This is a genomic window from Streptomyces sp. NBC_01217 (genome assembly GCF_035994185.1).
Lineage (GTDB): Bacteria > Actinomycetota > Actinomycetes > Streptomycetales > Streptomycetaceae > Streptomyces.
Window position 1 is genome coordinate 4,920,965 of the sequence record NZ_CP108538.1, and the last position, 25,032, is coordinate 4,945,996.

The 25,032-nt window shown below is 70.8% G+C and carries 13 protein-coding genes and 1 rRNA gene; 7 read left to right on the forward strand and 7 right to left on the reverse strand.

Going from position 1 to position 25,032, the window contains the following annotated elements:
• Positions 1-175: 175 nt before the first annotated feature.
• Entirely contained in the window at positions 176-1,120 is a 945-nt protein-coding gene (locus OG507_RS21920) for an aldo/keto reductase (protein ID WP_327368885.1), read from the forward strand.
• 18 nt (positions 1,121-1,138) lie between these two features.
• Here OG507_RS21920 and OG507_RS21925 read toward each other — a convergent pair whose 3' ends face one another.
• The 4 genes from OG507_RS21925 to OG507_RS21940 all read right to left on the reverse strand — a co-directional run bounded on the left by OG507_RS21925 (position 1,139) and on the right by OG507_RS21940 (position 6,787).
• Positions 1,139-2,794, reverse strand: coding sequence for a PrsW family intramembrane metalloprotease (locus tag OG507_RS21925; protein ID WP_327368886.1), 1,656 nt, complete (start codon positions 2,792-2,794; stop codon positions 1,139-1,141).
• Positions 2,795-2,884: 90 nt separating this feature from the next.
• Positions 2,885-3,658, reverse strand: coding sequence for a tRNA (guanosine(46)-N7)-methyltransferase TrmB (trmB, locus tag OG507_RS21930; protein ID WP_442811109.1), 774 nt, complete (start codon positions 3,656-3,658; stop codon positions 2,885-2,887).
• A gap of 139 nt (positions 3,659-3,797) precedes the next feature.
• On the reverse strand, positions 3,798-5,054 hold the full coding sequence (gene lhgO / locus OG507_RS21935; RefSeq protein ID WP_327368888.1) for an L-2-hydroxyglutarate oxidase: 1,257 nt from the start codon (positions 5,052-5,054) through the stop codon (positions 3,798-3,800).
• 155 nt (positions 5,055-5,209) lie between these two features.
• The gene (locus OG507_RS21940) at positions 5,210-6,787 is read right to left on the reverse strand and encodes a sporulation protein (RefSeq protein WP_327368889.1); all 1,578 of its coding nucleotides are present in this window, start codon (positions 6,785-6,787) and stop codon (positions 5,210-5,212) included.
• 1,203 nt (positions 6,788-7,990) lie between these two features.
• On the opposite strand from OG507_RS21940, the gene OG507_RS21945 reads away from it, so the two are divergent.
• Positions 7,991-10,102 carry an asparagine synthase-related protein gene (locus tag OG507_RS21945; protein WP_327368890.1) on the forward strand — a complete coding sequence of 704 codons (2,112 nt, stop codon included), beginning with the start codon at positions 7,991-7,993 and terminating at the stop codon, positions 10,100-10,102.
• A 73-nt stretch (positions 10,103-10,175) separates the two neighbouring features.
• The gene (locus OG507_RS21950) at positions 10,176-13,628 is read left to right on the forward strand and encodes a BTAD domain-containing putative transcriptional regulator (protein ID WP_327368891.1); all 3,453 of its coding nucleotides are present in this window, start codon (positions 10,176-10,178) and stop codon (positions 13,626-13,628) included.
• A 20-nt stretch (positions 13,629-13,648) separates the two neighbouring features.
• Here OG507_RS21950 and OG507_RS21955 read toward each other — a convergent pair whose 3' ends face one another.
• Together OG507_RS21955 and OG507_RS21960 are read right to left on the reverse strand one after the other, a co-directional pair.
• Positions 13,649-15,634, reverse strand: a complete 1,986-nt coding sequence (locus OG507_RS21955; RefSeq protein WP_327368892.1) for a sigma-70 family RNA polymerase sigma factor — start codon at positions 15,632-15,634, stop codon at positions 13,649-13,651.
• 500 nt (positions 15,635-16,134) lie between these two features.
• Positions 16,135-17,007: a TetR/AcrR family transcriptional regulator gene (locus OG507_RS21960; RefSeq protein ID WP_327368893.1), complete on the reverse strand. Its 873-nt coding sequence runs from the start codon at positions 17,005-17,007 to the stop codon at positions 16,135-16,137.
• Positions 17,008-17,346: 339 nt separating this feature from the next.
• On the opposite strand from OG507_RS21960, the gene OG507_RS21965 reads away from it, so the two are divergent.
• Positions 17,347-18,771: an NAD(P)/FAD-dependent oxidoreductase gene (locus OG507_RS21965; RefSeq protein ID WP_327368894.1), complete on the forward strand. Its 1,425-nt coding sequence runs from the start codon at positions 17,347-17,349 to the stop codon at positions 18,769-18,771.
• Positions 18,772-18,957: 186 nt separating this feature from the next.
• The gene (locus OG507_RS21970) at positions 18,958-20,688 is read left to right on the forward strand and encodes an ATP-binding SpoIIE family protein phosphatase (RefSeq protein ID WP_327368895.1); all 1,731 of its coding nucleotides are present in this window, start codon (positions 18,958-18,960) and stop codon (positions 20,686-20,688) included.
• 54 nt (positions 20,689-20,742) lie between these two features.
• Here the strand turns inward: OG507_RS21970 and OG507_RS21975 are convergent, their stop codons facing one another.
• Complete coding sequence (locus OG507_RS21975; RefSeq protein ID WP_327372050.1) at positions 20,743-22,044, reverse strand: MFS transporter; 1,302 nt, start codon at positions 22,042-22,044, stop codon at positions 20,743-20,745.
• Between the two features lie 155 nt (positions 22,045-22,199).
• Between OG507_RS21975 and OG507_RS21980 the strand changes: the two genes are divergently transcribed.
• Both OG507_RS21980 and OG507_RS21985 read left to right on the forward strand, forming a co-directional pair.
• Positions 22,200-22,757: a MarR family winged helix-turn-helix transcriptional regulator gene (locus OG507_RS21980; protein ID WP_327368896.1), complete on the forward strand. Its 558-nt coding sequence runs from the start codon at positions 22,200-22,202 to the stop codon at positions 22,755-22,757.
• A 690-nt stretch (positions 22,758-23,447) separates the two neighbouring features.
• Positions 23,448-24,973, forward strand: a 16S ribosomal RNA gene (locus OG507_RS21985).
• Positions 24,974-25,032: the final 59 nt, after the last annotated feature.

Sequence of the window (25,032 nt, forward strand, 5' to 3'; positions counted from 1 at the left end):
ATCTGAGTGATCCGAGCCGGTTCGCCGGCCGCTGAACCCCGGCAGTCCTGACGCTCACCCCCCGACGTCAGGGCTGCCGGTCTGTATGTACGGCGGAGTCACCCGTACGGGGCACAGCCACCCGTACGGCGGGGCGAACGGAATAGCGGTCCCGCCGGGGTTCGTTGATCCACATATGACTTCACTTCGTAAGCTGGGCACTTCCGACCTGCAGGTCTTCCCACTCGCCCTCGGTGGCAACGTCTTCGGCTGGACCGCCGACGAGGCACAGTCGTTCGCCGTGCTGGACGCCTACGCCGCGGCGGGCGGCAACTTCGTCGACACCGCCGACTCCTACTCCGCCTGGATCCCGGGCAACGAGGGCGGTGAGTCGGAGACCGTCATCGGCAAGTGGCTCGCGGCCCGCTCCAACCGTTCCGACATCGTCGTCGCGACCAAGGTCGGCGCCCACCCCTCGTACAAGGGGCTCTCCGCCGCGAACATCAAGGACGCGGCCGAGGAGTCGCTGCGCCGGCTCGGTACCGACCACATCGACCTCTACTACACGCACTTCGACGACGAGACCGTCCCGGTCGAGGAGATCATCACCGCCCTCGACCACCTGGTGAAGGAGGGCAAGGTCCGGGAGATCGCCGCCTCCAACATCAGCCCCGAGCGGCTCCGGGCGTCCCTGGACTTCTCGGAGCGCGAGGGGCTGGCCCGTTACGTCGCCCTTCAGCCGCACTACAACCTCGTCTCCCGTGACACGTACGAGGGCGAGCTCCAGGACACGGCCGCGCGGTCCGGGCTCGCCGCCGTTCCGTACTTCGCCCTGGCCGCCGGCTTCCTCACCGGCAAGTACCGCCCGGGAGCTCCGGTGGAGAGCGCACGCGCCGAGAGGGCCGGTCAGTACCTGGAGTCGGAGCGGGGACAGAAGGTCCTGGCCGCACTCGACAAGGTCGCCAAGGAGCACGATGCGGAGGTCGCGACCGTCGCGCTGGCCTGGCTCGCGTCCCGGCCGACCGTCGCCGCGCCGATCGCCTCGGCCCGCACGGTCGAGCAGCTGCCCGCGCTGGTGGCCGTCGCCGACCTCACGCTGACCGAGCAGGAACTGGCGGAGCTCACCGAGGCATCCGCCTGACGCGGCTGAGCCACGGCCCTACTGCGGCTGGGGCGGCTGGGGCGGGTTCAGATAAGGGTTGAATCCGTTGCCGGTGTTGTCGGTGTTGCCGCCGTGCCGAGCGTGCCGCGGGTACGGATACGCGTACGGGGGTGTTGGCAGGCGGTGAGGACGAAGGCGGCCCGTCGCCTGCGCCGCGTAGGTCAGGGCAGGGGCGGCCACGTCCCTGCGCTGCCAGAGGTGGTGCAGCAGCTCCAGCTCGCGTTCGGCGAAGTCCGGGCCCGCCGCCCCGCGGCGGGCCTGCCGGCGCAGCGAGGCCAGGGACGTCGCGAACGATTCGTACTCGGCGACGGCGCGGGCGGCCGCCTTGCCGCGGGCCTTGGCCTGCGCCTTGGCGTGCGCCGTGATCTGTGACGACGGACCGCGCCGCGGCGCGTGTGCCTGCCCGAAGCCCGGCGGGTACCCCGGTCCGTAGCCCTGTCCGTACGGTGGTGCGTATCCCGGTGCGCGCGGTGGTTCGTATGCCGGCTCGTATCCCGGTATGTGTCCCGGTACGTGTGCCTGCGCGTATGCCGGTCCGTACGGGCTTGTCCACGCCGCGGTGCCATGTCGTAGGCGTGCCGCGTCGCGCGCCATGCCGCGGGCCCGCATCGAGGAGAGGGCGAGCGGCTCGGCGGGGGTCAGCCAGCCGGCCGCCGCGTAGGCGGGCAGCTCGGCGGAGAGCGCACGCAGCTCCCGCTGGCGCGACCAGATCGCCAGCCAGGTCACCAGGCCGAAGACCGGGACCATGAACACCCCGTACACGGCATAGAAGGCGTACGGGCCGAACGACGCCGACCCGTTCCACAGGGCGTGCATGCCCATGGCGAGGACGAGACCCATCAGCGGCAGCGCGATGCGGCGGAACCGGGCTCGCCGCGCGCCGGCCGCGGCGAGCCCGAAGCCGATTCCGGTCAGCACCGTGAAGAGCGGATGGGCGAACGGCGACATCACCGCCCGTACAAAGAACGTCGCGGCGGTCACCGAGACGACACCCGAGGTGCCGATCTGCTGGTCCTCGCCGAAGGCGGTGCCCAGGTAGAGGATGTTCTCGGTGAAGGCGAAGCCGCTCGCGGTGAAGCCGGCGATGACGACACCGTCGACGATCCCGTTGAACTCCCGTCTTCGGAACAGGAAGATCAGCAGGACGGCCGCGGCCTTGGCGCTCTCCTCGATGACCGGCGCTATGACCGTGGCACCCAGGGTGTCGGCGCTCGACGGGTCGGCGGTGGCCGTGGCTATCCAGCGGGTCGCGAACGAATTGGCGATGATCGCGACCAGGGCGGCCGCGAACGCACCCCAGGCGAAGGAGAACAGCAGATTCCGCCAGCGCGCCGGTTCGACCCGGTCCAGCCAGCGGAACGCCGCCATCAGGAGCGGGACGGGCAGCACGGCGAGACCGAGGCCCACGAGAAACCCCTCGGTCCCCGTCTGATCGCGGACCAGGGCCAGGATCGCCAGAGCACACAGCGCGAGCACCGTGCACACGGCCGCGATGCGGAATGTCCTGCTGCGCCACACCATGCCGACGCGGCGCGGCCGGTAACGCCAGTGCGTGCGCTCCGGCACGGCAGCCAGGATCTCGCCGACCCGCTGCTCCTCGAGGAGCGGGACGGCCGGCTGCGACTGTCGCTGCTGGACAGACCCGTCGGACACCACCCGATGACCCTAACCAGCAGCACTGACAGCTGGCCATGGGGCGTCGGCGCGCAGACATGCAGGCGCGCAGCTCTCAGCTCTCAGGTCTCAGCGGCGGGCGAAGAGCAGGTCGTGCACGACATGGCCCTTGTCGAGGCCCTGCCCCTCGAACCGGGTCAGCGGCCGGAACGCAGGCCGCAGCGCATAGCCGCCGTCAGCCTGGGTGTTCTCGAAGAGGGGGTGCGCGGTCAGCACCTCCAGCATCTGCTCGGCGTACGATTCCCAGTCGGTCGCGCAGTGGATCACGGCCCCCGGCCTCAGCCGCTGTGCCACCAGATCGAGGAACTCCGGCTGGATCAGCCGCCGCTTGTGGTGGCGCTTCTTGGGCCACGGATCGGGGAAGTACACCCGCAGCCCGTCCAGCGATTCCGGCTTCAGCATCTCGCGCAGCAGGATGATCGCGTCACCGTTGGCGACCCGGATGTTGGACAGGCCGTTCCGGTCCGCGAGACCGAGCAGATTGCCCTGGCCAGGGGTGTGCACGTCGATGGCGAGAATGCCCGTGCCCGGGTCGTCGGCCGCCATCTGGGCGGTGGCCTCGCCCATGCCGAACCCGATCTCCAGCACGACCGGGAGCCCGTCGAACAGCTCGGGCAGATCGAGGACGCGCTGCCCGTCGATGTCCAGGCCCCACTTCGGCCAGAGCCTCAGCAGGGCGTCCTCCTGGCCGGGTGTGACGCGGCTGCGGCGCGGCTGGAAGCTGCGGATCCGGCGCTCGTGGTGCGATCCGGCCGGGTCGATCGCGGGTCCGCCGGGGAAGCGCGGCTCCTGGCGCAGCCTGCGCTGCCGCTCGAAGGAGGCGGCGCGCAACTCGTCCGGAATCCCGGCAGCGGCCGCCCCGGGCGCCGGGGCGGCAGGGTTCGCGGAAGAGGTCGTGGCAGGGCTCGGGGAAGAGCTCGCGGGAGAGGTCGCGGCGGGATCTCCGGAGGGACCTGCGGCGGGATCTGCGGGGTTCAAGGACTCAGACACAATGCCCCGATTCTACGGCGGGCGGCTTCCACCCCGTCCCCCCTGCCCGGAGCAGGGCCCTGCGTGCCACCTCCCGCCCGATGGGCAGGGAGGCCGTCGCGGCGGGCGACGGAGCGTTCAGTACGTGCACGGTGTGCGGGGCCTCGCGGATCAGGAAGTCGTCCACCAGGGTGCCGTCCCGCAGTACGGCCTGGGCCCTGACCCCGGACGGGGCCGGTCTCAGATCGGACTCCGTGACCTCGGGCAGCAGCCGCTGCACGGCCGCCGTGAACGCCCGCTTCGACAGCGAGCGGTGCACCTCGCCCGCCCCGTACCGCCAGTGTCTTCGCGCGATCTGCCAGGTGCCGGGCCAGGACAGGGTGTCCGCCAGCTCACGGGGGCGTACGACCGGCCAGCCGTACCCCTCGCGGGCCAGCGCAGGCACCGCGTTCGGACCGACGTGGACGCTGCCGTCGTGGCCTCGGGTCAGATGCACGCCGAGGAACGGGAACGCCGGATCGGGCACGGGATAGACCAGGCCGCGCACCAGCTCCGGCCGCGCCAGCTCGTAGTACTCCCCCCGGAAGGGCACGATCCGCACCCCCGGGTCGTCGCCCGCGAGCCGCGCCATCCGGTCGCTGTGCAGGCCCGCGCAGTTGACCAGCACCCGGGCCCGCACCACCGGACCGTGCGCCGTACGCACCGCCACACCCCAGGGGCGCCGGTCGATGGCGGTGACCTCCGCCCCGTAACGGATCACTCCGCCCGCCCCGCTGACCTCGGCGGCGAACCGCGCCGCGACCGCCCCGAAGTCGCACACCCCGGTCGATCCGACATGGATCGCGGCGAGTCCGTGCACCTGCGGCTCGTACTCCGCGATCTGGGCGGGGCCCAGCTCGCGCACCGGCAGCCCGTGCTGCCGGCCGCGCTGGACCAGGGCGTGCAGCCGGGGCAGCTCGGAGCGCTCGGTCGCCACGATCAGCTTGCCGGTCACCGCGTGCGCGATGCCGTGCTCGGCGCAGAAGTCGACCATCTCGGCGGCGCCGCGCACCGCGTACCGGGCCTTGAGCGAGCCGGGGCGGTAGTAGATGCCGCTGTGGATCACTCCGCTGTTTCGCCCGGTCTGGTGACGGGCGGGGCCCCACTCCTTCTCCAGCACCGTGACCCGGACGCCCGGAGCGGTGCGCGTGATGGCATACGCCGTCGACAGACCGACGATCCCGCCGCCGATCACCAGCACATCGCAGTCGTACGCCGCGTGCGTCATCATCACGCCACCTCCCACCCCGATAGTGCACTGACCCACTGACAACGCACTCAAACCAGCGAAGCCCAGCGTGGCGCCGAATCCTTACGCCTGGCGGCTGCCGGGCGCCGTGGGGGGAGGTGCAGGAAGCGTTCTGCGCGATCCGGCTGCGCGGGGGGCTACGCGGGCGCCACCAGCAGAGGCCGGGCCCTTTCGCGCAGCTCGGCGACGCGCGGTTCGTGCCCGTACGGTTCGAGCCGGTGGAGCAGATCCCGTACGTACTCCGTGGTCCGCGCCGAAGAGATGCGGCCGGCCACCTCCACCGCCCGGGTGCCCGCCGCGCAGGCCGCGTCCAGATTTCCCGACTCCAGCTCGGCCACCGCGGACACCACGAGCCGCAGCCCGTGCGAGCGGACGAATTCCTCGGTCGGCCTGGACAGGGCCTGCTCGGTGAAGCGCCGGACCTGCCGGGGCGCCTTCAGGTCGAGGTGGCACTCCGCGGCATCGGCCGCGAACCTGTCGTACGAGTAGAAGCCCAGCCACGACGGGTCGGCATCGCCGTCCCTGGACCGCTCCAGCCAGCCCTCGGCGGCCTTCAGCGCGGCCCCTGCGGCCGATGCGTCGCTCGCCTTGGCATGGGCGCGGGCCTCCACCAGGCGGAAGAAGCTCATGGTGCGGGCCGTGGCGAGCCCCCGGTTGCGTTCGACGGCGGCCTGCGCGAGGTCGACCCCCTCGTCGGCGAATCCGCGGTACGTCGCCTGCAGCGACATCGAGGCGAGCACATAGCCGCCGAGCGGCACGTCGGCCGCGGCCCGCGCGAGGCGCAGCGCCTGGATGTAGTAGCGCTGGGCGGCCTCCTGCTGGCCGGTGTCGAAGGCCATCCAGCCGGCGAGCCTGGTCAGTTCGGCCGCCGCGCCGAAGAGCGCCCGGCCCACCTCGTCGCTGTACGAACCCAGCAGCAGCGGTGCGGCATCCACCCGTAAGCACTCGGGGACCATGGAGGAACGCCAGTCCCCGCCGCCGTATTTGGAGTCCCAGCGGCGGGCGTCCTGGGCCGCCTCGCGCAGCTTGGAGACATCGCTGTGGCCGACCCGCAGCGGGGAGACGTCGCTCGCGGTTGCGGTCGTGCTCGTAGTCGTGCCCGCTGTCGCCGTCGCGCTTGTGGGTGCGGTCTCCGGGCCCGGCTGGGCGGGGATGGACGGCGTCCTCTGCGCCCCTGCACCGGGGTGTGCGCCCCTTGTGTTCCGGGTGCCGAGGATCGCCGCCTCGGCGGCTGCCGAGTCGCGCGCCACCGACGGATCGGCGGGGGATATCAGCCAGCGGGACGCGGGTGTCGCGTACGCACTGACCGAGAACGAGCCCGCCAGCGACTGCCAGATCCCGCCGCCGCCCGCCCGTCGTCCGGCCAGATCCAGCCGGTACAGCTCGGTGGCCGAACGCACCGCCTCGGACACATCGCGCGGAAAGGCCAGCCCGACCTCCGGCGCGGGATCGGCGTCCGCGAGCCCGATCTCGTGCAGCGGTACCGGGCGGCCGAGTTTGGCGCCGATCGCCGCCGCGATGAGATGGGGCGCGGCGCCCTGCGGCACCATGCCCTTGGAGACCCACCGGGCCACCGAGGTCTTGTCGTACCGGAGTGTCAGACCGCGCTGCGCCCCGAGGTCGTTGACCCGCCGGGCGAGCCCGGCGTTGCTGATTCCCGCGAGGGCGAGAACGGTTCCGAGCTTCTCGTTCGGTCCGCGTTGCTCCCTGGACATGCGCCACCCCTCGACACACAGACGGCAGCCGCGTCACCGTTGCGGCGCGCGGCATTCGTACCGTGTTCTCCCCAGGGACGGACCCCGGCACTCCGGCCGCACACGCATATGGCCGAGCTCCGAGGAATATGCCTCCTGCCGAGAACCTCAGTAAACCCAGCGTAGTTCGCCGCATCCCTACCGTTAAGGGGCAGACGTCCGTATGGCGGGATTGTTGTCCGTGCGGACGGGAGAAAATGCGCGGCTCCGCTCCGGCGGTCGCCGCGCAGCGGCCCCACACCCCGCTCGGCCCCCCGCCCGGACCCGTTCGACGCCCCGGTCGCGTGCACCCGGAGGTGCTGTTCGAGCGTGGTGGCGGCGTCGCCCGCCGGGCCTCGGACGTGCTCCTGGTGTGTGGCCGTGCGCCCGGCCGTGCGCTCTCGTACGGCCGTTTCGGAGGCGCTTGCATGGGTGCTGCGTGGGTCGGCCCACTGCATTGGACTCAGTGGGCTGGGGGACACTGCCGCCTCATTCCCCGCAGGCGGTGGACCGGTCCGGGAGGTGGACGAGATCTCCCGGACCGTGCGTGGACACCGGTGCGGGGCGGACGCCGGGCCGGTCCTGGGCCCTTGCCGCTCCGCCGGCGGCCTTCGGCGACCGGCGGCGGATTCGCGGGAGGTCTTCGGGAAGAATCCGGGAATGAAGTGGGGCGAAAAGGGACTTCTGATGTACCGAGTTGGCTGTCGCCGGGTTGCAACGCGCCCCGAGAATGGCCGAATGTCGTCGGTCGGCCGAGGTTGGATCGCCCGATTCGCGGACATCCCGCCGACCGTTCGGTGTTTGCCCGTCACCGGTCTGTGGCCGTTCGCGGCGTGGCCGGATTTCGGCCGGTAGACCTTGCCCGTACGGGGAAGGCAACAGGCCCCCCGTGCAAGCCCGTTGGCGCATGAGTCACTCCGTGCGGGCCGGGTGCGGGCCGGTGTCGGCTGTCGCGCCGGAGGGTCGCCGCCAGGGCTCCGCCCGCATGCGTTCGTCCGCACCGGGCCGCCACCCGCCTCCGCTCCGGCCTTTGCCAGGGGCGCATGCGCATACGACGTGCGCCGTCCGTGGCCCCTCCTGCGCGCCTTTGTCGTGGCAGCATGTTCGCAACGGCGCTGCGCGTTACCGCAGTTCTCCCCGTATTTTTCGGTTGCGCCGTTTTGTCCACAGCCTGTGGAGGCGGCGATGCGTTGGTTGGTGGGGTGGAGCAGTATCGCCGCGAGCTTCGGCACGGCCGGTGCGGTCGGCGCCGACGACGAGGGGCGCACGATGCATCCCGTCGGATCCCAACTCCTGTGGGGCGACCCCGATCCGCTCTGGGCCGTCGGCGACTGGCGCCCGGACGAGATCCGTACCAGCACGCTCGAAACCGCCGAAGGTGCGCCCACCGCCCGGCTCGCCGTCCTCGGCTGCTGCGGCGCCACCGACGAGCAGTTGCGCGCCGGCCTCCTCGCCGCCCGAGGCGGAGCCCTGCGCCATCTCACCTCCTGGCCCGGCAGTTACACGACCGTCGTCCAGGTCGGCCGCAGGATCACCGTCATCGGGGATCTCGCCGGAGCCCGCCCGGTCTTCTACACGCCCTGGGCAGGCGGTACGGCGTACGCCACCGCCGCGCTCCCGCTCGCCGACCTCATCGAGGCCCAGCTGGACATCGGCCACCTGGCCGCCCTGCTCGCCTGCCCCGAAACACCGGAGGCGCTGCGCGACGGCACCCCGTACGCCGGAGTGAAGCGCATCCCGCCGGGGCACGCGCTCATCCTCCGCGAGGGTTCGCGCGAGATCACCGGGTACGAGGCCGTGGCCTCCCTCGCCGTCGCCGCGCCCCAACTCGACCCGGTCAGCGCCGTCGACGGGGTGCGCGACGCCCTGGTCGAAGCCGTACGCGCCAGGCTAACGGCCCCGCGCCACGCCCCCGAAACCCTGCCGCCCGACCCGGGACCGGTGCCCGGCATGGGGCCCGCCGAGCGACGCGCCGCCCGCGGCGCACCCGTACCCGGCATCGGTGCCGACCTCTCCGGAGGCAGCGGCTCCGCCACCCTCGCACTGCTCGCCGCCGGACTGCCGGGCCTGCCCGGCACCCTCCTCGGCCACGGCACGGGAGCGGGGGAGCGGCTGCTCGCCGTCACCTTCAACGACCTCACCACACGCGGACACGAGGACGAACTCGAACGCGCCCGCGTCATCGCGGCCAACCCGCGCCTGCACCACGTCGTCGTCGCCGCCGGGGAAGAGGCCCTGCCCTACGCCGACCTGGGCGGCGGGCCACTCACCGACGAGCCCGCCCCGTCCCTCGTCGTCGCCGAGCGCCACCGCCGCCGCCTCGCCTCAGGCAGCGCCGACCACCTCGTCGGCGGCGGCGCCCGGCAGGTGCTCGACGCCCACCCGGCCCGTCTCGCGGACCTGCTGATGGACCGGCGCCGACGCCATCTGCTGCGCCCGGTCGCCGCGCTCGCCAGGGCCGAGGGCCCGACCGCGCACTCCCTTTTCGTCCCGCTGACCGTCTACCGCGCGGCCCGCCGGCTGTCCCGTACGTCGTACCGCACCGGCCTGGAGACGGCTGCCGACCGGCTGCCGGACGCCAACCGTTACAGCCCCGACCTCGATACCCCCGCCGACGCCTCGCTCGCCGCCCTCGCCTGGTCGCGGCCCGGGCCCGCCGCGCGCTGGCTGACGGGGGAGGCGCTCGCCGAGGTATCGGTCCGGCTGCAGGAGGCGGCGATCCGTCCCGCCTCCGGCCAGCGCCCTGGCGAGGCCCGCGCCCGGGCGGCCCTCGCCCGGTACGCCGCCGACCACCGGATCCTGGAGCAGGCCGCGGAGAACCGCAGCCAGCGGCTGCACGCCCCGTACCTCGACAATCAGGTCGTACGCGCCGCCCGCGCGCTCCCCGAATCGCTCCGGGTCCAGCCGGGCGCCCGCGCCGCGATCCTGCGCCGGGTGCTCGCGGGCGCGGGCATCCACGAACTGCCGCCCGGCTGGGGCACCCCCTCCCTCGCCACCTCGAACGCGACCGCGCGCACCGGCCTGCGCGCCGCGCTCCCCGACCTGATCTCCCTCTTCGACGCACCGCTGCTCGCCGACGCGGGCCTGGTCGAGGCACGCGTCGTACGGAAGGCGCTGCGCGCGGCCTCGGAGGGCGAACCGCTCCCGCTGGACGGCCTGGCGCACCTGGCGTCCACGGAACTCTGGCTCCGCCGCCTCGTCTCGCGGCGCGGCACCTGCTGGACGGGCACGGCGGCACCCCGCCAGCGCGCCGTCGCGGGCGGAGTCGTCCCGGCGAGGCGGACGCTGCAGCCGTAGCACCGGCAGCAGCGGCGGCGTCCGTTCGCGGTGGGCGCCTGCCTCCGGCCGCCGCGCGGGACAGAATGGCCGGGTGCGGTACCTGATCCTGGGCGCCACCGAGGCGCGAGACGAGAACGGCAGTGCGCTGCCCGTGGGCGGTACGCGGCTGCGCGCCCTCCTCGCCGCCCTCGCCCTGCGTACGGGCCGGCCCGTCCCCGTCGCCGATCTCGTCGACGACGTATGGGCCGATGATCCGCCGTACGACGCTCCCGCCGCGCTCCAGGCCCTCGTGGGCCGGTTGCGCCGGGTGCTGGGCAGGGACGCGATCAGGAGCACGCACGGCGGTTACCGCCTGGAGGCCACGCCAGACGAGGTCGACCTGCATGTGTTCGAGCGGCTGTCCCGTCAGGGGACCGAGGAGCTCGACGCGGGCGACCCCGTGACGGCCGCCCGCACGCTCCGCACCGCGCTCGCCCTGTGGCGCGGCCCGGCCCTGGCCGACCTGCCGGACCGGGAGCACGGCCACGGGCTGCGCCCGGAGGCCCACCGCCTGGCCGCGCTGGAACGCCGGATCGAAGCCGATCTGCGGTGTGCTGCGACAGGTGCGGGTGCGGGTGCGGGAGTTGGCGTAGGCGAGCGGCTCGCTGCCGGACCGCGCACCACCCTCGTACCGGAGCTCAAGGAGCTGGCCGCCTCCCACCCGTACGACGAACGCTTCCGGGCCCAGCTGATCCGCGCCCTGCGCGCCGAAGGCCGCCAGGCCGACGCGCTGGCCGCCTACGAGGACGCCCGCCGTGCCCTGGCCGACGGCCTCGGCACCGATCCCGGACCGGAACTGATCGCACTGCACCGGGAACTGCTCGCTCCGCCGCCGGTCGAGCCCTCCGAAGCACCCGTACCGGCCGTACCGGATGCGCCCGGCGCACTGCCCCGCGCCACCGTCCTGGGCAACCTCCGCCCCCGGCTCACCTCGTTCGTCGGCCGCGAGCCCGAACTGCGCTCCATCCGCGCCGATCTGACCCGATCCCGACTGGTCACCCTCACCGGACCCGGCGGCTCCGGCAAGACCCGCCTCGCCGAGGAGGCCGCCGCCCCGGGCAGCCGGGCGGCTTCGGTCCCCACGGACGCCTGGATCGCCGAGCTCGCTCCCGTCGACGACCCCGTGGACGTCCCCGGAGCCGTACTCTCCGCTCTCGGTCTGCGTGAGACGGCCCTCCTGCGGGACAACAACCGCGACGGACAGCCACTGCGCACCGACCCGACCGATCTCCTCGTCGAGCACCTGGCGCACTGCTCCCGCATCCGCCCCTTCCTCCTCATCCTCGACAACTGCGAACACGTCATCGACGCGGCCGCCGCCCTCGCCGAGACCCTGCTCACCCACTGCCCACAGCTGCGCATCCTCGCCACCAGCCGCGAACCCCTCGGCGTCCCCGGCGAATCCGTACGCCCGGTCGGCCCGCTTCCGGCCGACCCCGCGCACCGGCTGTTCGCGGAGCGCGCCCGCGCCGTACGGCCCGACTTCGACCCCGAGCAGGAGGCCGCGCACGATCCGGATGCCGTCGCCGAGATCTGCCGACGGCTCGACGGGCAGCCGCTCGCCATCGAACTCGCCGCTGCCCGGCTGCGGCTGCTCGGTCCGCGCCAGATCGCGGACCGGCTCGACGACCGGTTTCGGCTGCTGACCAGCGGGAGCCGGACCGTACTGCCGCGTCAGCAGACCCTGCGCGCCGTCGTCGACTGGTCCTGGGACCTGCTGGACGAGGACGAACGAACGGTTCTGCGGCAGGTCTCCGTCTTCGCGGGCGGCTGGGACCTGCCCGCCGCAGAAGCCGTCACCACCGCGGGACCAGCCCCTACCGGCAAAGCCCGCGTCACCGGAACCCCTGCACGGCACTCCACCGCCGACCTGATCGGCGCCCTCGTCGACAAGTCCCTCGTCGTCGCCACCCCGACCGCCTCCGGCGCGATGCGCTACCGCCTCCTGGAGACCATCCACGAGTACGCCACCGAGCGCGCCGCCGAGACCCCGGATGTACGGGCCGCCGCCGCGAGTGCGCACACCGCGTACTTCGTCGCGCTGGTGGAGGAGGCCGAACCCCGCCTCCGCTCCGGCGACCAGCTCCTTTGGATCGAACGCCTGGAGACGGACCTCGACAACATCCGGGCCGCCCTCCACCGCACCGTCGTCACCAGCCCGTGCGAACCGGATGCGGTGCGTCTGGTGCTCGGCATGGGGTGGTTCTGGTTCCTGCGGAACTACCGTCCCGAGGGTCTCACCTGGGCCGAGCGGGCCGTGGCGCTCGGACCGGAACCGACCGAGAGCAGCGACCCCCGCTTCTGGCCGCGCATGCATCTGGAAATACTGCGGTACTTCTTCGCCGTGGAGAGCGGCCCGGTCAACGACATCCGCGGTGACGACCGGCGCCAGGCCCTGATGGGCCGGGTGGCCGACGCGTTCATGTCCTCCGGTCCGGAGTCCGCCCGTTTCCCGGGACTGCTCTGGCCGATGACCTCGTTCGTGAGCCGCACCTCCGCCGAGGCACACGAGCGGATCGAGGCGGCGGTCGCCAACGCCCGTATCCATGGTGGGGCCTGGGAGTACGGCATCACGCTGATGTTCCGTACCCACATGATCGTCGACATGCCAGGCGGCATGCCCGGGATCGACGACGATCTCGCCGAGCTGCGCGAGCTGAGCCGTCGCGTCGGCGAACGCTGGATGCGCGCACAGGTCGCGGGCGCCGCCGCGGAGGCGGGCGTGATGCGCGGACGGTACGAGGAGGCGCGTGCGGCGTACGAGGAGGCGCTGCTGCTCGCCCGTGAGGTCGGGGCGCACGCCGAGGCGCCGTTCCTCCTCGCCCGCCTCGCCGAACTCGACTACCGCACGGGAGACATCGCGGGTTTTGAGCGGCGGCTGGGGGATTCGGAGGGCGAGGCGGAGCGCTACCAGGTGCACGACGCCCGCGCCTACGCCCATTTTCTGCGCGCCACCCTGGCCCTGGACCGCGGCGAGACAGCGGAGGCGCGACGGCAGCTCACCGAGGCGGAGGCCTCGGTAGGGCGCGGCAGCCCGCCGTCGCACTTCACCGCGGTGGTCCAGGGGCTGGCCGCCCGGATCGCCGTGCACGAGCCGGGGCCCGGGGGCGGCCCGGTGGCCGGGGTGCGCGGTCTGACGCTCGCACTGCGTGTGGCCAGGGACGCCCAGTGCGCCGAGCTGGTCACCGGGCATCTGGCGGACGGCGTGGCGACCGTACTGCCGAAGGTGGGCCGCCACGGAGCCGCCGTACGGATCCTGGCGGCGGCCGACGGCTGGCGTCTGTCCGGTCCCAGAACCAAGGCGCAGCAGGCCGAGGTGGACGAGGCCGAGCGGCAGGCGCACGAGGAACTGGGACCTCGGCTGTACGAGTCGGAGCGCGCCGCGGGCCGCACGCTGACGGTCGACGACGTCATCGAGCTACTGACCCGCATCACCGCAGAACTCCCGGACGCCGCGGGTGCCCCGGCGGAAACGGCGGAATGCGATGACCGCGGCCATGCCTGACGGCCTCGCCCCCCGCCGCGTCACCGGCAGCTGATGGTCGAATCCGCCCAGTCGGCGAGCGCCAGGCCGCCGCCCGGCTGTGTCCGCTCGACGACTAGCCGGATCCTTTCCTGACCGGAGATGCCGACCCCGACGGGTACGGCAGGGTCGTTGCCGTTCACGATCGGGGACTGCCACAGCCGCGCCCCGTCACCGTTGAAGACGGAGAAACGCACCGAGCCGAAGCCCATCGTCAGGTCGTCGATCCCGACCTCGGCCTCGTAACGCGTGCACTGCCGGTTCAGCTGGATGGTGACCGAGGACCGGCCGTGGACGGTCACCCCGTGCGCGTACTGCTTGCCGCTGATCGACAGACTGGAGCGCTGCCAGACCCAGTTGCTCTCGTTGATCACCACCTCCGGGCCGGTGTGGTCACCCAGCACGGAGTAGCTCAGCTCGCTGACCTGATAGACGGTCGGGGCGGGTGGCGGAGGCGGCGGTGCCGGGGCGGACGGCTTCGGCGCGGGAGGCGTCGACGGCTTGGGCGTCGGTGTCGGTGTCGGTGCGGGATCGGGTGTGGGCGTCGGTGTGGGCGTCGGTGTGGGTGTCGGCTTCGGTGGGGGAATCGTGGAGGAGGCGGGCGGCGCGGGCGGCGCGGGTGCCTCGGGCTTCGGCGGCGGTGTCGGCTCCGGCGGTGCGGGTGTCGGCACCGCGGGTGCCACGGCAGTCGGCTTGTCCTCGTGCCTGGCCTCGGGCTCCGGCCGGTCGTTGCTGATCAGGGCCCATGCCAGTGCACCCGCCACGGCGACGGCAACCGCCGCCGCGATACCGGCCTTCGCCGGGGCGCCGAGCCCTTCCGAGGCCGCGGCGCCACCGGCCGCACTCCCGGACGAGCTTCCCCCGGTCGCCGCCGCTGCGGCACCCGCACCAGCGGCACCCGCCGCGCCTCCGGCGACGATCCCGGCGGCCTTGAGCGCATATCCGGCGGCGAACCAGCCGATGACCGCGACCGGCAGCAGCGCGGGAATCCCGGCGTTGACATGGGCCAGTTCGCCCGCGGCGAGCCGGCACTTCCCGCACTCGTCCAGATGCCCCCGCAACCCGCGCTCGGCCCGCATCCGGAGCCCGCCCCTGGCGTACGCGCCGAGGCGGTCGGCGTAACGCGCGCAGTCACCGCCCGAGGTGAGCGCCTGGCTCACGTGCGCCTGGAGGTAGGCCTGCTTGAGCCCTTCGCGGGCCCGGCTGGCCAGGACCGCCGTGGCATTGGCGGTCAGGCCGAACAACGGGGCGATCTCGCTGGGCGACTCCTCCTCGACGGTGGTGTGCCACAGCACCGCCTGCCAGCGCTCCGGCAGGCTGCGGAACGCCTGCATCGCCATCGACTGCTCGGCCTCGTGCATCGCCAGCACATCGGCACCCAGGTCGAGCGTGTCCGCGTCCGACATCTGGGAGGGCTGGGATGCCTGGGCGGCGAACACCGCGAAGTCATCGACCAATTGCTCGCGCTTGGCGGTCTTGGTCCAGGCGGCTGCGACATGCCGGACAGCCGTCATGAGGTAGGCCCGTACCGCCTCCTCGGGCCCCTTGCCCCTCCGTACCGCCTGCAGGGTGCGGGCGAAGACCTCGGCCGTCAGGTCGTCGGCGGTGTGCGCGTCCCGGCAGCAGGTGCGCGCGTAGCGGCGCACCGCGTCCGAGTGCCGCCGGAACAGCTCCTCGTACGCGAGATCGTCACCCTCCCGCATCTGCCTGATCAGTTCGGCGTCGGAGAACGCGGAGCCGGAGGAGCCGGCGGTGGTGCTGCCGCCCTCCCGCTGCATCGGCACCGCGACCTCGGCCTCGGCACCGGACTCGACGGGTCCCGGCCATGGACCGGGCAGGACAGTGCCGCCCTGGGCGTCAGCACCCGACCGCCCGGGTCCGGCCTGACTCGGTACCTGCGGGGAGGCCGGCCCTCCGGCCTCCGTCGTACCGCCTGCAGCGGAGACGCCGTCGAACGGCTCTTCCTGCTGCTGCCCGTCACCGCTCATCGCGGAAGCCCCCGTATGCGCTGTCGGACCCGAACATCGAGCCAGAGTGCCACATGGCGCAATCACGCCGAACCTTCAGCCCCTGCAACCACTCATCCGGGGCGTTTTCCCGAATGTGAGCACTAGCGGTCACCCATTCGGGGAAGGCTCATTGAGCTTTTCTGCACGGGTGGGTCGTAGACAACAGGCAGCAGCCCCACCGGCGAGCGCCGATCGAGCCCGAACAAATCCCGATCAATCACGGGGTAAACACCGGTCAAACACCGATCACAAGCTATTCGAGCGGCGCCCGGGAGCCGGACGATAGCCGTTCGGCGCGCAGACAGAGCGCCTGGCCGAACCCGTTCGAAAGGACGGACGCGGCAGCCGGATACGGAACCGGAGGGGCGACGACGAGCTGCCAAGGGGGACCGACCGAATCGGGCCACGCAGACCGCTCACCACCCACCCGATTCACGCCGGCCCGACCACGCCGGCCACCTGGTCCGGCTCCGCCCCGCTCACGCAGCCGGTCGCGAGCGCAGTCCCTCCAGGAGGATGTCCAGGAGCCGGCTCGAAGCCGCGGCCTGCTGGGCCGGGTCGGGCAGCGAAGGTGCCGCCGTCGCGATGACCAGCAGCACGTCCGCCACCGTCACATCACGGCGCAGCTCACCGGCTGCCCGCGCCCGGTCCACCAGGCGGCCGACGACCTCAAGCAGCTCACCGGCTCCCGTGCCGTCGTCCTCGATGCCGGTCTCGGCAGCGGAGTGCCCGTCGGCCGGTCGGGGGTCGGCCTGACCCGCGCCCTGACGCTGCTGCGGCACCCGCGTCTCGTCCCGAGCACCGCCCGAGCCCTCGGCGCCGGAGCCCGCACCGACAGCCGCATCGGCGTCGACATCGACCCCGACCCGCAGCACCTGCGGCGGCAGCAGCCGCCCCGCGCCCGAGGCCACGGACGTCCGCAGGAAGCGCGACAGCGCCGACCACGGCTCGTCCTCCTGGCCCAGCGCGGTCCGTGCCTGGTCCGTCAGCCGGGAGGTCTCCTCCTCGGCTATCCGCCGCACCAGCACGTCCTTGCTCGGGAAGCGCCGGTACACCGTGCCGACCCCGACTCTGGCGCGCCGAGCCACGTCCTCCATCGGAGCCCCGTATCCCAGCTCGCCGAACACCTCGCGCGCGGCCCGCAGCACATGTTCCAGATTGCGCTGTGCGTCCACACGAAGCGGCGCCGGGCGCGCGGCCGCTCCGGTCGTCCCTGTTGGGCCGGCCGTCCCGGCCGTGCCGACCGGACTCGCCGTGTTCACTGTCCCCACTGCTCCGTTTCGTCCGTTTCCGTCGGACGAATGGGGCGTGACTGCAGCAGCAGTCGACCAATGAGAATCCTGAATGTGCATAACTGTTCCCCCGGTTATGACGTCTCCCCCCGGAGACTTCCCGCCGTTTGAGCCGGAGTGTGGATCACGGTCCCAGCCCGACACCCCGACGACATACGAACATAGTTGAGCCCGGGTCAATTCAGAAGGGGTAGTTCCGCACGGAGCGCCCCCCGATCGGAGCAAGGACCGGTTGGTCACTGATTCGCCCCCCTCCCCGCACCCCTACTTCAAGGCCTGACCTGCGCAGCTTCCGTATCGCCGCCGCGATCAACGGCCACGGCCCGTCCAGAACCTCCGGTCACACAATTTGCCGGGGCTGTGGACAAACCCTTGAGCACGTTGCGTCATGGGGTGGTGATGGCTTCAGATTCCGGGGGAACACCCCCCGGCCCCCCGCCGGGTGTGCGCATTCTCGTCGTCGGCGGCGGCTACGTCGGGATGTACACAGCGCTGCGTCTCCAGCGGAAGCTGAAGCAGAGACTCAGAAGCGGTGAGGCCGAGATCGTCGTCGTCACCCCCGAGCCTTATATGACGTATCAGCCATTTCTGCCCGAAGCGGCGGCCGGTTCGATCTCGCCGCGCCATGTCGTCGTGCCGCTCCGCCGGGTCCTGGCGCACTGCAAGATCGTCATCGGCGAGGCACAGCGCATCGACCACGCCAAGCGCACCGCGACCGTCACCACCCTCGCCACGGGGGAGGACGGCACCGGCGCCGTGGAGATCCCGTACGACGAACTCGTCCTCGCGCCCGGCTCCGTCTCGCGCACCCTCCCGATCCCCGGCCTCGCCGACCACGGCATCGGCTTCAAGACCATCGAGGAGGCCATCGGCCTGCGCAACCACGTCATCGAGCAGATGGACATCGCCTCCGCCACCCGCGACCCGGCCATCCGCGACGCCGCCCTCACCTTCGTCTTCGTCGGTGGCGGATACGCGGGCGTCGAGGCCCTCGCCGAGCTGGAGGACATGGCCCGCTACACCTCGCGGTACTACCACAACATCAAGGCCGAGGACCTGAAATGGATCCTCGTGGAGGCGACCGGCCGCATCCTTCCCGAGGTCGGCGACGCGATGGGCGGCTATGCGATCCGTGAGCTGCGCGGCCGAAACATCGACGTACGCCTCGACACCCGGCTGGAATCCTGCGAGGACCGGATCGCCGTCCTGAGCGACGGTTCCCGCTTCCCGACACGCACCCTCGTGTGGACCGCGGGCGTCAAACCCGCGCCGATCCTCGCCGCCACCGACCTGCCGCTCAACGAGCGCGGCAGGCTCAGATGCACGGCGGAGCTCACCGTCGAAGGGGTCGAGCACGCCTGGGCCGCCGGGGACGCCGCCTCCGTACCCGACCTGACCGCCGCGGAAACCGGCAAGGAGACCGCCCCCAACGCCCAGCACGCCGTACGCCAGGCCAAGGTCCTCGCCGAGAACGTCCTCGCATCGATCAGCGGCCGACCTCTCAAGGAGTACCGGCACAGCTACGCGGGTTCCGTCGCCTCACTCGGTCTCCACATGGGCGTCGCCCATGTCTACGGCCGTAAGCTCAAGGGATATCCGGCCTGGCTGATGCACCGTACGTACCACCTCAGCCGAGTCCCGACGTTCAACCGGAAGGCCCGTGTCCTTGCCGAATGGACCCTCGCCGGGCTCTTCAAACGCGAGATCGTCTCCCTCGGCTCGCTGGAACACCCGCGCGCCGAATTCGAACTCGCCGCAGGAGGCAAACGCCCCGGCCAGGGCGGCCCGTCGCACACCGACGGCCCGCCCGGCACCGGCGGCTGACCACGCGTCGGCCCACCACCTCACCCGCCCGGGACCGGCCGTACCGGCAACTGTCAGTACGGTCCGTCACACTGGACGTGTGACCATGGGTGGGCCCACACCTGCACAGAGTGACCCGGCCGGCAGTGACCGACAGTGAGCAGCCCGCCCGAGCGGACCAGACCGACACACGAGGCCAGAAATTCCGTGAACTTCACGCGTTGGAGCGCCCGCCTACCCGGAACGCAGCGCCGCGCCGCCGCACGGGACGACCGCAGTTCCGTGCCCTCGGCCCGCGCCGAGTACGCACAGCCCGAGACCGGTCCCTGCCCGCCGGAGGGCGACGCGCACAGCGAGCCTCCCGGGGCCGGCGGCCCCCACCTGGAGGATCTCTCCGCCCGGGACATCCTCGGCCAGCTCCCTGCCCTGGTGGCTCTGGTGTACGGCCCCGACCACCGGATCGCGTACGTCAACGACGCCTACGCCGCTGCCTTCGGATCCCGCCCATCCGGCGCCACCGCGGCCGAGGCCATGCCCGAGCTCGCCGAGCTCAGCCTGCTGCCCCTCATGGACCAGGTCCTGCGCAGCGGCACGCCTCGTACGGTCAAGTCCCGCAAGGTCCGCAGCGGCAATTCGTACACAGTGACCTGCACCCCGGTGCACAGGGACATCAGGCACGACAAGAACATCACGAACGACAAGAACGACAAGAACGACAAGAACGACAAGAACAGGAACAAAGGCAGCGAAGGCGGAGTGCTCGTGTACGCCGCCGACGTCACCGACCACGCCGAAGCCGCCGAACGGCTCCGCGCCAGCGAGCGCCGCCACCGCGAAACGGCCGTCACCCTCCAGCGCTCCCTGCTCCCGCAGGAGCTGGAGCAGCCCGACGACTTGCGGATCGCCGCCACCTACCAGCCCGGCGGCACGGACGCCGCGGTCGGCGGCGACTGGTACGACGTGATCACGATCGGCGCGGGCCGTACCGCCCTGGTCATCGGGGACGTGATGGGCCGTGGGGTGCGAGCCGCCGCCGTCATGGGCCAGCTCCGCACGGCCGTGCGCGCCTACGCCCGCCTCGACCTCCCGCCGCACGAGGTGCTCCAGCTCCTCGACGGTCTCGCCGCCGAGATCGACGCCAGCCAGATCGCCACCTGCGCCTACGCGGTCCACGATCCGAACGAGGGCCGCCTCGTCTACGCCTCCGCCGGCCACCTCCCGATCCTGGTGTGCCACGAGGACGGTACGGTCCACCGCGCCGAGGACCCGACGGGCCCGCCGCTCGGCACCGGCGGCTGGATCCACACCTCGGGCGCGATCGCGCTGCCGCCCGGCTCCACCGCGGTCCTCTACACGGACGGCCTGGTGGAACGCCGCAGCGAGGACATCGACGAGGGCGTCGCCGCTCTGGAACGGGCCCTGTCCGGTGCCAAGGGCTCACCCCAGGTGGTCTGCGACCGGCTGATCCGCTCCCTCGGCGTCACCGCGGAACACGACGACGACGTGGCGGTGCTGGTGGTCCAGCACCCCGCCCGTACAGGGGCGGACGCGGAGCTGTTCCACAACGCCTCGCTCGATCTCCTCGGCGGCGTCGAAGCGGCCCCGCGCGCCCGAGCCTTCGCGACCGGCGTCCTGACGTCGTGGCGCTTCCCGGTCGAGCTCTGCGACCTGGGCGTACTGGCCGCCGGTGAACTCGTCGCGAACTCCCTCAAGCACGGCACCCCGCCGATGCGCCTTGGCCTGCGCCGTACCGACCGCCGCCTGATCATCGAGGTGACCGACGGCGACGACCACCTGCCGCGCCGCCGCCGGGCCGATCCGGCGGACGAGTCGGGCCGCGGCATCTCCATCGTCGCGACGATCGCCACGTCCTGGGGCAGCCGCCGCACACCGGGCGGAGGCAAAGCGGTCTGGTGCGAATTCGCCCTGCCGCAATAGCAGCAGGGGCCCTGCCGCAACAGGACCCCTGCTCATGTTCTTCGCTTCATCGCCTCAGCGAGTGCCGACGGCAGAGGCGGCCACGGACTCGGCCTCGGGCAGAGACACGGCCACCACCCTGGACGGCACAGTCTCCAGAGAAGGCTGGTCCTGTACGGGAGTGAGCCGTCGGCCGAGCCGCAGCGCCAGCACCGTGATGCCCAGCGAGAACAACACGAACGTCACGATGTACGGCCCGTGCAGCGTCGCCCCCATCGGCCCGCCCACTGCCGGACCGACCGCCAGCGCGAGCTGCTTGCACAGGGCGAACGCGGAGTTGTACTGCCCGACCATCGACTCCGGCGCCAGGTCGGCGACCAGCGGCGCCACGGTCGGCGACAGCATCGACTCACCGAGTCCGAACAGCGCGTACGTGGAGATCATCGCGGCCGTCGCCATGGTCTGGCTGCCGTGCCCGAGCCCCGCGTACCCCGCCACGATCCAGGCGAACGCCCAGATCAGGCCGACTGCGGCGATGACCCGGCTGCGCCTGCGGCGCTCGACGAGACGCAGCACGACGAACTGCGCCACGACGATGACGGCCGTGTTGGCGGCCAGCGCGATACCGAGCGTCGACGGCTGGATCCCGGCGGCCTCGGTGCCGTATGCCGCGAGCCCGGACTCGAACTGTCCGTAGCAGGCGAAGAACAGCACGAATCCCAGCACGCACAGCTGAACCATGGCCCGGTGCGAGAGCAGCGCCCGCAGCCCGCCCGGCGCCTTTGACCCGTCGGTGGGCCTGGCGTCGGAGAAGGAGGGGGTACGGGACAGCCGCACCGTGGAGGCGATGACACCGAGCACGATGAACATCACGGCCTCGATGAGGAACAGCAGGGTGAAGGTCTCCGGTCGGCTCGTGTCGACGATCTGCCCGCCGACCAGTCCACCGATGCCGAGTCCGAGGTTCTGCAGGAAGAACTGCATGGCGAAGGCACGCGTACGGGTGGCGGTGCTGGAACACCACACAAGCATGGTGGCGAGTGCCGGCTGCATGACCGCCGTACCCGCGCCGAGGAGCGCGGCCGACAGCACGGAGGCGGTCACGCTCGACGACAGGCCGAGGGCGACCGCGCCCAGGGAAGCGAAGGCCGAGGCGACGACGAGCACGGGCAGCGGTCCGCGCCGGTCGATGGCACGCCCGGTGAACGGCAGAACGGCGAGCGCGGCCATGGCGAAGACCGCCAGCACGACGCCCGCAGTGCCGGCACCCAGATCCCGTACCTGCGCCACATAGACGTACAGATACGGAACGGTGAACCCGAGCCCGAACGCGCTCAGCGCGCTGCCCAGCTGGATCCGCCGCAGTGCTGCACCCATCTCCCTGGTCACACTCACCTACCTCAAGGTCTCGAAGCGATGTACCGAGCCATCCGAACGACTCGAACCCGAAGACTTTAACACTAAAGTTAGAAGCTCAACAATTCGAACCGAAGGACTTCGACGGCTTTGGGGGGCATGCGATACTGCCCGCCATGTCCGACACCACCGAGCCGCCCGGCCCCCAGGAGCCGAGCCTCGACGAGCAGATCGCCGCCTATCAGCGCGAGTTCCGGGACCTGGACCCCCAGGTCGAGCAGGTCGTCTCGGCCCTGGGCCGACTGAACCGCCGGATGAACGTGGCGTACGGACGCCAGGTCGCCGCCCTCGGCATCAGCAACGCCGAATGGGAGGTCCTCAAGACCCTGGTCCTGGCCGGCACCCCGTACCGCCTGGGTCCGGGAGAACTCGCCAAGCGCCTCGGCCTCACCCCGGCGGCGATGACCCACCGCATCGACCGCATGGCGAGCGAGGGCCTGGTCACCCGCGACCGGGACGAGAACAACCGGGTACGCGTGATCGTCGAGCTGACCGACGAAGGCCGTACGAAGTGGCTGGAGGCGATGCGCATGGCCTCCGACTTCGAGGAGGACCTGCTCCAGGACCTCACAAGTGACGAACGCGGAGTCCTCGGCGACATGCTGATCCGCCTGCTGCGCCGCGTGGAGCACGCCCAGCCGGACGCCGGCGGCCGCCTCACCGATCTGGGCTGACCCACGCCGGCGAGCGCGGAAAACGGCTTGACCTGGCGGGGTTGACACACCCCTCGCCGATCCGTAAAGTTCTTCGAGTTGTCACGGAGCCGGAACGGTTCTGCGACAACCGATCCCGCCGCGAATGCGGCAACCAAAACTCTGCACGATCTCCTACTCGGAGCAATTTCGGCATGCCGAAATTAATTTGCGGGGGCTCGATTATGAGACCCCGGGAAAATCCGCTAGAGTTTGGACGTCGGAACGGCCCGAGGGCCGGGAAGACAAGCCCCACTGACTGGGAATCAGGCCCGAAAGGATCTGATAGAGTCGGACTCGCCGGAAAGGGAGACGCGAAAGCGAGGAACTGGAAAGCGGAGCCCGCTTCGACCGGGAATCGGACACGAAAGAGTCTGATAGAGTCGGAAACGCAAGACCGAAGGGAAAAGCCCGGAGGAAAGCCCCAGAGAATGTTCTGTGGGTGAGTACGAAGGAAGCGTCCGTTCCTTGAGAACTCAACAGCGTGCCAAAAGTCAACGCCAGATATGTTGATACCCCGGCCTGCTTCGGCAGGTTGGTGGTTCCTTTGAAAGTCCTGCCGGATCACTGATCTGGTGGGCAATGTACACAGCGAGGACGCTGTGAATGACCGGTCTTATTCCGACCGGTTGTTCCGCTCTCGTGTTGTGTTGTCCCGATTACGGGAAAACATTCACGGAGAGTTTGATCCTGGCTCAGGACGAACGCTGGCGGCGTGCTTAACACATGCAAGTCGAACGATGAAGCCTTTCGGGGTGGATTAGTGGCGAACGGGTGAGTAACACGTGGGCAATCTGCCCTTCACTCTGGGACAAGCCCTGGAAACGGGGTCTAATACCGGATAACACTCTGTCCCGCATGGGACGGGGTTGAAAGCTCCGGCGGTGAAGGATGAGCCCGCGGCCTATCAGCTTGTTGGTGGGGTGATGGCCTACCAAGGCGACGACGGGTAGCCGGCCTGAGAGGGCGACCGGCCACACTGGGACTGAGACACGGCCCAGACTCCTACGGGAGGCAGCAGTGGGGAATATTGCACAATGGGCGAAAGCCTGATGCAGCGACGCCGCGTGAGGGATGACGGCCTTCGGGTTGTAAACCTCTTTCAGCAGGGAAGAAGCGAGAGTGACGGTACCTGCAGAAGAAGCGCCGGCTAACTACGTGCCAGCAGCCGCGGTAATACGTAGGGCGCAAGCGTTGTCCGGAATTATTGGGCGTAAAGAGCTCGTAGGCGGCTTGTTGCGTCGGTTGTGAAAGCCCGGGGCTTAACCCCGGGTCTGCAGTCGATACGGGCAGGCTAGAGTGTGGTAGGGGAGATCGGAATTCCTGGTGTAGCGGTGAAATGCGCAGATATCAGGAGGAACACCGGTGGCGAAGGCGGATCTCTGGGCCATTACTGACGCTGAGGAGCGAAAGCGTGGGGAGCGAACAGGATTAGATACCCTGGTAGTCCACGCCGTAAACGTTGGGAACTAGGTGTTGGCGACATTCCACGTCGTCGGTGCCGCAGCTAACGCATTAAGTTCCCCGCCTGGGGAGTACGGCCGCAAGGCTAAAACTCAAAGGAATTGACGGGGGCCCGCACAAGCAGCGGAGCATGTGGCTTAATTCGACGCAACGCGAAGAACCTTACCAAGGCTTGACATACACCGGAAAGCATCAGAGATGGTGCCCCCCTTGTGGTCGGTGTACAGGTGGTGCATGGCTGTCGTCAGCTCGTGTCGTGAGATGTTGGGTTAAGTCCCGCAACGAGCGCAACCCTTGTTCTGTGTTGCCAGCATGCCCTTCGGGGTGATGGGGACTCACAGGAGACTGCCGGGGTCAACTCGGAGGAAGGTGGGGACGACGTCAAGTCATCATGCCCCTTATGTCTTGGGCTGCACACGTGCTACAATGGCCGGTACAATGAGCTGCGATGCCGTGAGGCGGAGCGAATCTCAAAAAGCCGGTCTCAGTTCGGATTGGGGTCTGCAACTCGACCCCATGAAGTCGGAGTTGCTAGTAATCGCAGATCAGCATTGCTGCGGTGAATACGTTCCCGGGCCTTGTACACACCGCCCGTCACGTCACGAAAGTCGGTAACACCCGAAGCCGGTGGCCCAACCCCTTGTGGGAGGGAGCTGTCGAAGGTGGGACTGGCGATTGGGACGAAGTCGTAACAAGGTAGCCGTACCGGAAGGTGCGGCTGGATCACCTCCTTTCTAAGGAGCACTTCTTACCAGGTCTGGCCTGGTCAGAGGCCATTACGCTGGCAAATGTC

Coding starts and splice junctions, on each gene's coding strand:
- OG507_RS21920 (WP_327368885.1), top strand. CDS start 176: ATGACTTCACTTCGTAAGCTGGGCACTTCCGACCTGCAGGTCTTCCCA.
- lhgO (WP_327368888.1), bottom strand. CDS start 5,054: ATGATGACGCACGCGGCGTACGACTGCGATGTGCTGGTGATCGGCGGC.
- OG507_RS21940 (WP_327368889.1), bottom strand. CDS start 6,787: ATGTCCAGGGAGCAACGCGGACCGAACGAGAAGCTCGGAACCGTTCTC.
- OG507_RS21945 (WP_327368890.1), top strand. CDS start 7,991: ATGCGTTGGTTGGTGGGGTGGAGCAGTATCGCCGCGAGCTTCGGCACG.
- OG507_RS21955 (WP_327368892.1), bottom strand. CDS start 15,634: ATGAGCGGTGACGGGCAGCAGCAGGAAGAGCCGTTCGACGGCGTCTCC.
- OG507_RS21960 (WP_327368893.1), bottom strand. CDS start 17,007: ATGCACATTCAGGATTCTCATTGGTCGACTGCTGCTGCAGTCACGCCC.
- OG507_RS21965 (WP_327368894.1), top strand. CDS start 17,347: ATGGCTTCAGATTCCGGGGGAACACCCCCCGGCCCCCCGCCGGGTGTG.
- OG507_RS21975 (WP_327372050.1), bottom strand. CDS start 22,044: ATGGGTGCAGCACTGCGGCGGATCCAGCTGGGCAGCGCGCTGAGCGCG.
- OG507_RS21980 (WP_327368896.1), top strand. CDS start 22,200: ATGTCCGACACCACCGAGCCGCCCGGCCCCCAGGAGCCGAGCCTCGAC.